General features: G+C 66.4%; 8 protein-coding genes and 1 tRNA gene. 6 read left to right on the top strand and 3 right to left on the bottom strand.

Annotated elements, in window-relative coordinates:
- Nucleotides 1-124: 124 nt before the first annotated feature.
- Nucleotides 125-209: transfer RNA gene (locus SI859A1_RS18690), tRNA-Leu, on the top strand.
- Nucleotides 210-675: 466 nt separating this feature from the next.
- Nucleotides 676-1,014, top strand: coding sequence for a YARHG domain-containing protein (locus SI859A1_RS18685; protein WP_244401082.1), 339 nt, complete (start codon nt 676-678; stop codon nt 1,012-1,014).
- A gap of 343 nt (nt 1,015-1,357) precedes the next feature.
- Here the strand turns inward: SI859A1_RS18685 and SI859A1_RS18680 are convergent, their stop codons facing one another.
- Nucleotides 1,358-2,551 carry a mandelate racemase/muconate lactonizing enzyme family protein gene (locus tag SI859A1_RS18680; RefSeq protein WP_009211232.1) on the bottom strand — a complete coding sequence of 398 codons (1,194 nt, stop codon included), beginning with the start codon at nt 2,549-2,551 and terminating at the stop codon, nt 1,358-1,360.
- Nucleotides 2,552-2,821: 270 nt separating this feature from the next.
- Between SI859A1_RS18680 and SI859A1_RS18675 the strand changes: the two genes are divergently transcribed.
- The 3 genes from SI859A1_RS18675 to SI859A1_RS18665 all read left to right on the top strand — a co-directional run bounded on the left by SI859A1_RS18675 (nt 2,822) and on the right by SI859A1_RS18665 (nt 7,674).
- Complete coding sequence (locus SI859A1_RS18675; RefSeq protein WP_009211231.1) at nt 2,822-4,501, top strand: NADH-ubiquinone oxidoreductase-F iron-sulfur binding region domain-containing protein; 1,680 nt, start codon at nt 2,822-2,824, stop codon at nt 4,499-4,501.
- Entirely contained in the window at nt 4,498-7,293 is a 2,796-nt protein-coding gene (gene fdhF / locus SI859A1_RS18670) for a formate dehydrogenase subunit alpha (protein ID WP_009211230.1), read from the top strand. Before SI859A1_RS18675 ends, fdhF begins: the two co-directional genes overlap by 4 nt.
- 129 nt (nt 7,294-7,422) lie before the next feature.
- Complete coding sequence (locus SI859A1_RS18665; protein WP_050767597.1) at nt 7,423-7,674, top strand: hypothetical protein; 252 nt, start codon at nt 7,423-7,425, stop codon at nt 7,672-7,674.
- A gap of 30 nt (nt 7,675-7,704) precedes the next feature.
- Here the strand turns inward: SI859A1_RS18665 and glgX are convergent, their stop codons facing one another.
- Nucleotides 7,705-9,939 carry a glycogen debranching protein GlgX gene (glgX, locus tag SI859A1_RS18660; RefSeq protein ID WP_009211229.1) on the bottom strand — a complete coding sequence of 745 codons (2,235 nt, stop codon included), beginning with the start codon at nt 9,937-9,939 and terminating at the stop codon, nt 7,705-7,707.
- A gap of 289 nt (nt 9,940-10,228) precedes the next feature.
- Here glgX and SI859A1_RS20500 point away from each other — a divergent pair, with 289 nt between their 5' ends.
- On the top strand, nt 10,229-10,639 hold the full coding sequence (locus SI859A1_RS20500) for a hypothetical protein (RefSeq protein WP_050767596.1): 411 nt from the start codon (nt 10,229-10,231) through the stop codon (nt 10,637-10,639).
- Between the two features lie 33 nt (nt 10,640-10,672).
- On the opposite strand, the gene SI859A1_RS18650 is transcribed toward SI859A1_RS20500, so the two are convergent.
- Complete coding sequence (locus SI859A1_RS18650) at nt 10,673-11,476, bottom strand: polyphosphate kinase 2 family protein (protein ID WP_040326024.1); 804 nt, start codon at nt 11,474-11,476, stop codon at nt 10,673-10,675.
- Nucleotides 11,477-11,592 lie beyond the last annotated feature (116 nt).

Here is an 11,592-nt window from a genome sequence, read left to right as displayed (position 1 = left end):
CCTGCGAAAAACCACGCCGTCCGCGCTGGTCCGCTGCACTGCGACAGAAAATTCGCGCGCCGTCGCAATACCGCGCAAAACTGCGTTGACAGCGACCCGGCCTCCCTCTAATGCTCCGCGCCGTGCCCAGGTGGCGGAATTGGTAGACGCGCACGGTTCAGGTCCGTGTGCCGCGAGGCGTGGAGGTTCGAGTCCTCTCCTGGGCACCAATTGACTGTTCGAGATGATCCGCAGCGATCCGGACAGTAGCCACACCCCCCAAAAAAGAACACTTCGCTCCGGCATTCGCTGGGGGATTGCTTTCGCAACTCTTGCCTCGACGCGCGGATGCCGGGCGTTGTCTGCGCGCGTCATCATGATCGGATCAGGCGGCGATCTGCGATCCGGGCGCAATCGCCTGGTGTTCCTGGCGATATCCTGCCTGCAGCCTGCCGATAGAATGACGTCAGTCATGCGCGGGCCACAGGGCCTGTCGTCATGCCCCATTTCACGGGCGGGGTTTGCCGATTCTCCATATTCTGCTTTCCGTGACTCCGGGGAGCATCAGCCGGGCGCCCATGTGGAAACGTCGATCCTGACCGCCGCCGCCGACTCCTGGGTTTGGCGTCTCCAGCCTGTCTTCCGCAAGGGAAGAAACGCGGGTAGTCTTGATGCACGTCAAGTCGGAGCGCGCGAATGGCCGTCACGCTCGGGCATCGACAACCCGGCCGGGAGGCGCCCAACATGAAGATGCAGACAACTGGAACCCTGCGAGGCACGCTGATCGTCGCTGCGCTCGTCTCGTTTGCCGGCGCATCGCAGGCGGTGGCCCAGAGCTACCGGAGCATGAGCTGCGACGAGCTCTGGTATGCGCGCAACGCCATCTACGCCGACAATGGCTATTGCTTCGAGACCCGCAGGGCGCGCCGCGCCTTCGGTCGCAGCTGTTTTCCTCCCTATGGCGAGCTGTCGGGCCCCGACAGGCGGGAGGTCGCCGCGATCCAGCGATGGGAGCGCCGGAAAGGCTGCCGCTAAGCGGCGAACGCCACCGCTGATCCGTCGCCGACCCGGCTGCGCGGCGATCTCGCGCGCGACTGGGCGGCGCAGCTCTGAAGTTTGCCCGTTCGCGCTGAAGGCTCCGGCCCGGCCGCAGCGCTTGATCCGGATCAAGGGGCCGGCCGCCGTCATCGGCAGGATGGGCGCGGCACCTGCCCACGACGGGCGCTTCGGGAGGATAATCGGATGACGCGACTGACATCCGGGATCGCAGCGGCGGTTCTCGCCGCTGCGGGGCTTGGCACCGCGCCCCAAGCGCTCGCCGGCGTCTGCCCCTGACGCAAATCCGGATGCCAGCCATGGCGACGGTCGCTGATAGCCGTCAGGAGCTGGCGTCGATCGTCTCGTGCCGCACGCAGTGCCGGCGCACAGCGTCCGCGTCGACCGTGACGCCGAGGCCGGGGCCGGTGGGGATCGCCAGACACTCGTCCTCGAGCACGAAAGTCTGCGTCAGGATGTCGTCGCGCAGCGGATTGTAGGTGCGGTCGAACTCGATCATCGTCTCGTTCTGCAGCGGCACCGGACGCGCCGTGTAGGGCGCATGGGGCACGATCGCCAGCGCCTGCAGGGCGGCGGCGACGGCCACGCCCGATCCCCAGACATGCGGCACCACCATGATGTTGTGGCTCGTCGCCAGCGCCAGGATGTTCTTCCATTCGGTGAAGCCGCCGGCCGCGCAGATATCCGGCTGGGCGATGTCGATGCAGCCGCCGCCGATGAGGTCGCGAAATCCGAAACGGGTGAATTCGGCCTCGCCGCCGGCGATCGGCACGTCCAGCGTCTCGCGCAGACGGCGATAGCCCTCGCGGTCCTCCGGCACCACCGGCTCCTCGAACCAGCGGAAATCCAGCTCTTCCATGACCCGGCCGATCCGCACGGCGGAGGCGTAATTGTAGGCGTGGTTGGCATCGGCCATGATCTCGACGTCGTCGCCGAGGGTCTCGCGCACGAGGCGCATGCGCTCGATGTCGTCGCGGATCGGCAGGAGGCCGATCTTCATCTTGACGGCGGCGACGCCGGTGGCGCGGATGCGCAGCACCTCTTCGCGCAATTTGTCCAGCATGACCGGCCGGTCGGCATAGTCCGGCGGGTAGTAGCAGCCGGTCCCGTAGGCCCGCACGCGCTCGCGGATCGCGCCGCCGAGAAGCGCGTGGACCGGCTGGCCCACCATCTTGCCGAAGATGTCCCACAGGGCGATGTCGATGGCGCTCAGTGCCTCGACATAGGCGCCCTTCTGCCCGAAATCCCGGGTGCGGGCGTAGAACTCCTCGAAGATCGCCGTCGGTGCCGCCGGATAGCGTCCGATCAGTCGCGGGCCGATGACGTCACGGATGCAGCTGGCTGGTGGCTCGGGCGGACCATACTGGCCGCCTTCGCCCCAGCCGGTCGTCCCGTCGTCGCAGGTGATCCGCACCAGGAGGCTGGTGCGCTCGGCAAAATAATCCTGCGACGAATAGAACGCGTTCTCGCGGCTGGAGACCTTGAGAACATAGGTGTCGATGCGCTCGATCTTCATGGGCGTCCCTCCCTTGCAACCGGTGCGGCCGCGAAACGGCCGCAGGAGCCCGCGCGGGTGCCGACCGATGCCGCGCACGCGAAACCGGTCTGCCCGCATCTCCCTCTCCCCGCGTCAGGCTGACGCATCGTTCCGTAAGCTACAAGTACGAAAATCGCTGGTTCGGGGCGCCGTTGCGGTCGCCATGTCGGGAAATTTTTTGGTACGGTCTTTTGCCTCAAGGCGTTATGCGGCATTGAGGTTCATGGTGGGCACCGTGAAGGAGGAAGAATGGCGGTGCGGGAGCTTCGGCCACGGGATCGTGGGCCCAAGGGACGGGAACTCGACGAGACGGCGTGGTCGGACATACGGGAGCTCCTCGGTGAAGGGGAGCGGCGACGGGACCTACTCATTGAATATCTGCATCTGATCCAGGATCGCTTCGGCTGCCTGAGCGCGGCCCATCTGCGCGCCCTGGCCGAGGAGATGCGGCTGTCCCAGGCGGAAGTCTACGAGGTGGCGTCCTTCTACGACCATTTCGACGTCGTGCGCGAAGGCGAGGAGAAGCCGGCGCCACTGACCATCCGGATCTGCGATTCGATCAGCTGCGCGCTGGCCGGCGCCGAAGCGCTGATCGGTGAAGTGTCGGCAGGCGTCGATCCGGCCGCCATCCGGGTCGTGCGCGCGCCCTGCATGGGCCGTTGCGCCACCGCGCCCGCCGCCCGCATCGGCGACCGCGAGGTCGATCACGCCAGCGCCGCGGGGCTGGCCGCCCTGGCCGCTGCCGGCGAGACCACAGTCCGTGTCCCCGACTACACCAATCTGGCCGATTATCTCGCTGCCGGCGGCTACAAGCTTTTATCGAAGATTCGCGACGGGTCGCTCGCCGTCGACACGCTGATCGAGACCATGCAGTCCGCCGGCCTGCGCGGGCTCGGCGGCGCCGGGTTCCCGGCCGGCAAGAAATGGGGCTTCGTGCGCTCCTATCCGGGACCGCGCCTGATGACCATCAATGGCGACGAGGGCGAGCCCGGCACCTTCAAGGACCGCTACCATCTGGAGCGCGACCCGCACCGCACGCTGGAAGGCGCTCTCATCGCCGCCCATGCGGTCGAGGCCGAGCGCATCTACTTCTACATGCGCGACGAATACCCGGCCGTGCTGCACATCCTGCGCACCGAGATCGCCGCGCTGGAGGCGGGCGGCCTGATCACGCCGGGCTTCATCGAGCTGCGCCGCGGCGCCGGCGCCTATATCTGCGGCGAGGAAAGCGCGATGCTGGAGAGTATCGAGGGCAAGCGCGGCCTGCCGCGGCACCGGCCGCCCTACATCGCCGAAGTCGGCCTGTTCGGCCGGCCGACGCTGAACCACAATGTCGAGACCCTGTGGTGGATCCGCGACATCGTCGACAATGGTCCCGAATGGTTCACCGGCCTCGGCAAGCCGGGCTTTCCGGGGCTGCGCTCCTGGTCGGTCTCGGGCCGCGTGCGCGAGCCGGGCGTCAAGCTTGCCCCGGCCGGCGTCACCGTGCGCGAACTGATCGACGAGCATTGCGGCGGCATGGCCGCAGGCCATGCGTTCAAGGCCTATCTGCCCGGCGGCGCCTCGGGCGGCGTCCTGCCCGCGGCGCTCGGCGACATTCCGCTGGATTTCGGTGGCGAGCTCGCCCGCCAGGGCGCCTTCGTCGGCTCCCATGCCGTTGTGGTGTTCTCCGACAAGGACGATATCCGGGAGGCCACGCTCAACCTTCTGCGCTTCTTCGAGCATGAGAGCTGCGGCCAGTGCACGCCCTGCCGCGAGGGCACCGGCAAGCTGGTGTCACTGCTGGAGTCCAGGGGGCCAATCGACGAAACGGCAATCCGCGATCTGGAGACCGTTTTGCGCGACGCCTCGATCTGCGGTCTCGGCCAGGCGGCGCCCAATCCCGTGAATCATCTTCTGACGCATTTCCGCGAGGAGCTGTCGCGATGACCAGCAAGATCACCTTCGAACTCGACGGCAAGTCCGTCGCCGCAGACGCCGGCGAGACCATCTGGGAGGTGGCCAAGCGCGAGGGCACGCGCATCCCGCATCTGTGCCATGTCGACATGCCGGGCTACCGGCCGGACGGCAATTGCCGCGCGTGCATGGTGGAGATCGACGGCGAGCGTGTGCTGGCCGCCTCCTGCATCCGCAAGCCCGCCGGGGGCATGGTCGTGCGCACCGCCACCGAGCGCGCGGTGAAGTCGCGCCAGATGGTGGTCGAGCTTCTGGCCAGCAACATGCGGCCGCCCGAGGAAAGCCCGGACAACCAGTCGATGTTCTGGGACTGGGCGTCCTCCATGGGCGTGGCCGGCAGCGACCGCTATCCGTCGAAATTCGCCGACGGGCACGCTGCGGCCGAGTTCGACGTCACCAATCCGGCCATCGCCGTCAACATGGACGCCTGCATCACCTGCGGCGCCTGCGTGCGGGCCTGCCGCGAGGTGCAGGTCAACGACGTCATCGGCATGGCCGAGCGCGGCAACCGCTCCGTGCCGGTCTTCGACATCCACGACCCGATGGGCCTGTCGACCTGCGTGACCTGCGGCGAATGTGTCCAGGCCTGTCCGACCGGCGCGCTCTATGAGAAGTCGCTGATGGACGAGACGCACACCGTCCGCGCGGTCCAGGACTTCGACAAGGTCGTCGACAGCGTTTGTCCGTTCTGCGGCGTCGGCTGCCAGACCAAGGTCGCGGTCAAGGACAATCGCATCGTCCAGGTCGACGGCCGCGACGGCTATGCCAACGAGAACCGGCTGTGCGTGAAGGGGCGCTTCGGCTTCGACTACGCCATGTCGCCGGAGCGCCTGACCAAGCCGCTGATCCGTCGCGACGATGCGCCGAAAGCCGGCGACATCGACATGCGCGACGTCGATCCACTGACGGTCTTTCGCGAGGCGACCTGGGAAGAGGCGTTGGAGCGCGCCGCCGGCGGGCTGACATCGATCATGGCGGCCCATGGCGGCCAGGCGCTGGCCGGCTTCGGCTCGGCCAAGGGATCGAACGAGGAAGCCTATCTCTTCCAGAAGCTGATCCGGCAGGGTTTCGGCACCAACAATATCGACCATTGCACGCGGCTCTGCCACGCCTCGTCGGTGGCCGCCCTCATGGAGGGTGTCGGCTCCGGCGCGGTCTCGGCGCCGTTCAACGACGCCATGAAGGCCGAGTGCATCATCGTCATCGGCGCCCGCCCGACGACCAACCACCCGGTCGCCGCGACCTATTTCAAGCAGGCCGCCAAGTTGGGCAAGCAGCTCATCGTCATGGACCCGCGCGGCCAGGATCTGATGCGCCACGCGACCCACTCGCTGAAGTTCAAGCCCGGCACCGACGTCGCCATGCTGAACGCGCTGATCCACGTGATCATCGAGGAACAGCTCTATGACGAGCAGTATATCCAGGCCAATGTCGCCGGCTTCGAGGCGCTGAAGGAAAAGGTCAAGGACTTCTCGCCCGAGGCGATGGCCGACATCTGCCGGGTGCCGGCCGAGACGCTGCGGGACGTCGCCCGCACCTACGCCAAGGCCGAACGCTCGATCATCTTCTGGGGCATGGGCATTTCCCAGCACACCCACGGCACGGACAATTCCCGCTGCCTGATCGCGCTGGCGCTGATCACCGGCCAGATCGGCCGCCCGGGCACCGGCCTGCATCCGCTGCGTGGCCAGAACAATGTCCAGGGTGCGTCGGATGCCGGCCTGATCCCGATGTATTATCCCGACTACAAATCTGTCGAGAATCCCGACATTCGCGGGACCTACGAAAATTTCTGGGGCCAGACGCTCGACCCCAAGACCGGGCTGACCGTCGTCGAGATCATCGACGCGATCCATGACGACGTCATCAAGGGTATGTATGTGATGGGCGAGAATCCGGCCATGTCGGATCCCGACCAGGCCCATGCCCGCGGCGCGCTGGCCAGGCTCGAGCATCTGGTGGTGCAGGACATCTTCCTCACTGAGACCGCCTGGCACGCCGACGTGGTGCTGCCGGCCTCGGTTCATGCCGAAAAGCTCGGCACCTTCACCAACACCAACCGGCAGGTGCAGATCGGCCGACCGGCGCTCGACCTGCCCGGCGAGGCGCGGCAGGACCTCGACATCATCATCGACCTCGCCCACCGCATCGGCCTCGACTGGAATTACGGCCATGTCTCGGAGGTCTATACGGAGATGGCGGCGGTGATGCCGTCGCTGAAGCATATCTCCTGGGAGCGGGTCGAACGGGAGGAATCGGTGATCTATCCGGCCGACGGTCCCGATCAGCCGGGCAACGAGATCATCTTCTCGACCAGCTTCCCGACCGCCGACGGCCGCGGCCGCATCGTGCCGGCCGACCTGTTGCCGCCGGACGAGGTCCCCGACGAGGACTATCCGCTCGTGCTGACGACGGGCCGGCTGCTCGAACACTGGCACACCGGCGCCATGACCCGCCGGGCCGGCGTGCTCGACGCCATCGAGCCCCAGGGCATCGCATCGATGAATCCGCGCGAGATCGGCCGCAGGGGCCTGCATCAGGGCGAGATGATTGCGATCGAGACGCGGCGCGGCACGGTCGAGGCGATCCTGCGGGCCGACCGGGAGGTCGCAGACGGCATGGTCTTCATGCCGTTCTGCTTCAACGAGAGCCCGGCCAACATGCTGACCAACCCGATGCTCGATCCCTTCGGCAAGATCCCGGAGTTCAAATACTGCGCCGCCCGCATCGTCGCCCCCGCGGCGGCACACGAAGCTGCCGAATAAGCGGAAAGTCACGCCGAACCGCCGCAAGAGGCGGCGGTTCGCACCAACGGTTGGCATCGGCCAGGATCAGGAATGGCTGGCTGGCTGGACCGAGAATGATACAGCGCGACGCGTTCGGGAGTCATACCAATGATGAGCAGCAACGAGGCCGCGCACCCGTTCTATCGCCCGCTCTGGGTGCGGGTCTGCCTGGTCGCGTCGCTGATCGGCTGGTCGGCGCTGGAGTGGTTCCATGCCGCGTCTTTCTGGGGCATCGTCACCGCGGCCGCGGCGGTCTGGGCGATCTGGACCTTCTTCGTCACCTACGATCCGAACGCCGCAAAGGGCGCTAAGAACGACACCGGCCCTCACGCGCCGGGAGGCGCGAACAAGCCGGATTGATGATGCGACGAGCCGTAGCCTGCGCCGCCGTCAGGGCCGCGAGATGTCCAGCGGCCGCTCCTTGATGTCGAGGATGGCGCCGATCGCCTCGCGCAGGTTCTTCGGCTGCCGGTCTTCCTGGCTGAGAACGAAGACGAGCAGCGACCGCCCGGTCACCTCGAAGACCTCACCGAACTTGAAGGACGGCACGTCGGTGCGATCCGGCGTGTTGGTGTCGATCAGGCAGACCCAGCGCTTGCCTTCCGGCACCTCGGGCAGGGTGAACTCCACCACGTCGTGGTAGGAATTCGTGATGATCAGCAGCGTGGCGTCGTCGCCGCGCTTCTTGATGCCGGTCGGCTGGGCGCGGCCGTCGAGCAGCATGCCGAAGCATTTCGCACCCTCCTCGTCCCACTGCTCCTGCGCCATCTCGTCGCCGGTCGGCGAGACCCAGGTCACGTCCTTGACGTCCAGTTCCTCGTTGTATTCGCCGACGAGGAAGCGGCCGCGATGCAGGATCGGGTAGGCGCGGCGCACGGCGATCAGCTTGCGCGTGAACTCCTGCAGCGCCCGGCCGTCCTTGCTGATGTTGTTCCAGTCCAGCCAGTTGATCTCGTTGTCCTGGGCGTAGGAATTGTTGTTGCCGTCCTGGGTGTGGCCGAACTCGTCGCCCGCCAGGATCATCGGCGTGCCCTGGGACAGAAGCAGCGTCGCCAGCATGTTGCGCTTCTGGCGCTCGCGCATCTCCTGGATCTCCGGATCGTCGGTCGGACCTTCGACGCCGTGGTTCCAGGAATGGTTGTTGGAATGGCCGTCGTTGTTGTCTTCGCCATTCGCCTCGTTGTGCTTCTCGTTGTAGGAGACGAGATCGTTCAGGTTGAAGCCGTCATGGGCGGTGATGAAGTTGACGCTTGACCACGGCTTGCGGCCGCGGCTGTTGAACAGGTCGCCCGAACCGGAGATGCGGCGGGCGAACTCCGGCAGCACGCCGTCGTCGCCCTTCCAGTAGGAGCGGACCGTGTCGCGGAACTTGTCGTTCCACTCGGCCCAGCCCGGCGGGAACTGGCCGACCTGATAACCGCCCGGGCCGATGTCCCACGGCTCGGCGATCAGCTTGACGCGGCTCAGCACCGGGTCCTGGCGGCATACGTCGAGGAAGCCGCCGCCCTCGTCGAAGCCGTGCGGCTCGCGGGCGAGGATCGTGGCGAGGTCGAAGCGGAAGCCGTCGACGCGCATTTCGTTGACCCAGTAGCGCAGCGAATCCGCCACCATCTGCAACACGCGCGGATGCGACAGGTTCACCGTGTTCCCGGTGCCGGTGTCGTTGATGTAGTAGCGTTTCTGGTCGGGCAGCAGCCGGTAGTAATTGGCGTTGTCGATGCCCTTCTGGGAGAGCGTGGGGCCCAGTTCGTTGCCTTCGGCGGTGTGGTTATAGACCACGTCGAGGATCACCTCGATGCCGGCATTGTGGAACTGGTTGATCATCTCCTTGAACTCGTTGACGAACGGCGTCTGGAGATAGCGCGGTGCCGGGGCGAAGAAGGCGAGGCTGTTATAGCCCCAGTAGTTCTTCAGCCCCTTCTCGATCAGGTAGCTGTCGTCGACGAAGGCGTGGATCGGCAGAAGCTCGGCCGAGGTGACGCCGAGGGCCCGCAGATATTCGGCGACGCGCGCATGGGCGAGACCGGCGAAGGTGCCGCGCTCGGCTTCGGGGATGCGGGTGTTGAGCTTGGTGAAGCCCTTCACATGCATCTCGTAGGTGATCGTGCGCTCCCACGGCACCATGGGATGGGTCGCCGAGCCCCAGGTAAAGGCCGGATCGATGACCCGGCATTTGGGCATCAGATGCGCGCTGTCCTGGTCGTTGAAGGACAGATCCTTGTCGGCATGGTCGAGCTGGTAGCCGAACAGCTCCGGACCCCATTCCAGATTGCCCACCAGCTGCTTGGCATAGGGGTCGATCAGCAGCTTGTTGGCATTGAAGCGGTGGCCGGCCTCGGGCTCGTAGGGGCCGTGGACGCGGAAGCCGTAGACGGTGCCCGGCCGCGCTTCCGGCAGATAGCCGTGCCAGACCTCGTCGGTATATTCCGGGAGTTCGATCCGCTCGCGCTCGGTGACGCCGTCGTCGTCGAACAGGCAGAGTTCGACCTTGGTGGCGTTGGCCGAGAATATGGCGAAGTTGACGCCGAGGCCATCCCACGTGGCGCCGAGGGGAAAGGGTCGCCCTTCGCGGACCACGGCGCGCTGCTGCACTTGCGGGGCGGACTGCCTGGGCGAGTCGATCATGAGTCTGGTTTCCTGGGTAAGAAGGCAGGCAGCAACGCCGGACCCCGCGGTCCGGTTCCGCGCGCATGGGCGCTCATGTGCGAATCCGTGAACCTGGCGGTAACCATGTTACCGGCTATTGCCACGGCGACGAGAGAGCGTCGCAACTTCCGTCGCCGCCGCGTGTTTCGTCTTTGACGATCGGCAGAACAGGTCCCGATAACCATTACGGGACACGGGTGCGGGGCGCTTAACGGGCGCTTCACCGGTTCCGGCGACGATCGGCACGCAATGAACCGAGTGACCGACGATGCCCGCCCCAAGTTTTGAACAGATCCTCGACGAGGTCGCCACCGCCGAAGCCGCCTTGGCTCAGAACGGCGCGGGCCCTCGCAGTTCGCCGGGATTCTGGTCGGCCTTCGCGCGCATCGTTCCGCCCCGTTCGGCCACGGCCGGGAGCGCCCGCAAGAAGCCGGTGACGCCGGAGCCGATGGATCTGCCCGATGCGGCGCAGCCGCCGAGCGTCGATCCGGCAGTGATCCTCGACGAGCTCGGGCTGCGGCCGGGCATGACGGCCGCCGAACTTCAGGGCGTGCGCCGCAGCTTTGCCCGGCGCAATCATCCCGACGGCTACGGCCACGACTTTCCCGTCCAGGCGACGACCCGGATGCAGATCGCCAACGCGCTGATCGATCAGGCGCTGAAGAAGATCCTGCCCTAGCCGCCACTCGCGTCATCCTCGCGGCTCACCCGGTCAGCCGCGTTTCGCCGCGGCGATCTCGGCGGTGAAGCGCTTCTCGAGCTCCGGGTCCAGTTCGGCCGGTGCCAGGTTCACCCCGGCAGACAGCCGGTCCGCAATGGTCTCCAGAGCCGTGACGCGCGCATATTTCTTGCTGTTGGCGGCGATCACCGTCCAGGGCGCGGCGGCCGTATCGGTCCGCTCCAGCATGTCGTCGGCAACCGTCAGATACTCGTCCCATTTGTCGCGATTGCGGAAATCCTCGTAGGACAGCTTCCAGCGCTTCAACGGGTCGTGCAGGCGCCGCTCGAAGCGCTCGAGCTGCTCGTCGCGGTCGATATAGAGAAAGATCTTGGCGATCTTCACGCCGTCGTCGACCAGAAGCTTCTCGAAGCCGTTGATCTCGTCATAGGCCCGGCGCCATTCCGGCTCGCTGGCAAAGCCCTCTACCCGCTCGACCAGCACGCGGCCGTACCAGGAACGGTCGAAGACGGCGATCTCGCCCTTGGCCGGCAGGCGCGACCAGAACCGTGCCAGATAATGATGCGACAGCTCGGTCGGCGTCGGGGCGGCGATCGGCCAGACCTTGAAGCCGCGCGGATCCATGACGGCCGCCATGCGGCGGATCGCGCCGCCCTTGCCGGCCGCGTCCCAGCCCTCGAAGACGACGACGGCCTTTTCCTTGCTGTTCAGATAGGCCTGCTGGATCTGTCGGAAGCGAAGCTGCACGGCCTCGAGCCGGGCGTCGTATTCCTTGCTGCCCAGCTTGGCGCTCATGTCGAGCGCTTCGAGGCGCCGGTTGCCGCTCTGATTGTCCATGCCGTCCTCGCATCCGGGTTTGTCACGCCGGCATCTAGGGCAGATGCACCGAATTCCGAAGAGACCGGGCGAATTCAAAGCCACCCGTGCCGGGCACTGCCATGCAGCGGCGGCGA

Source organism: Aurantimonas manganoxydans SI85-9A1 (assembly GCF_000153465.1).
Lineage (GTDB): Bacteria > Pseudomonadota > Alphaproteobacteria > Rhizobiales > Rhizobiaceae > Aurantimonas > Aurantimonas manganoxydans.
The sequence above is the reverse complement of the archived record's forward strand: the minus strand, read 5'-3'. Positions and strand labels throughout refer to the sequence as shown.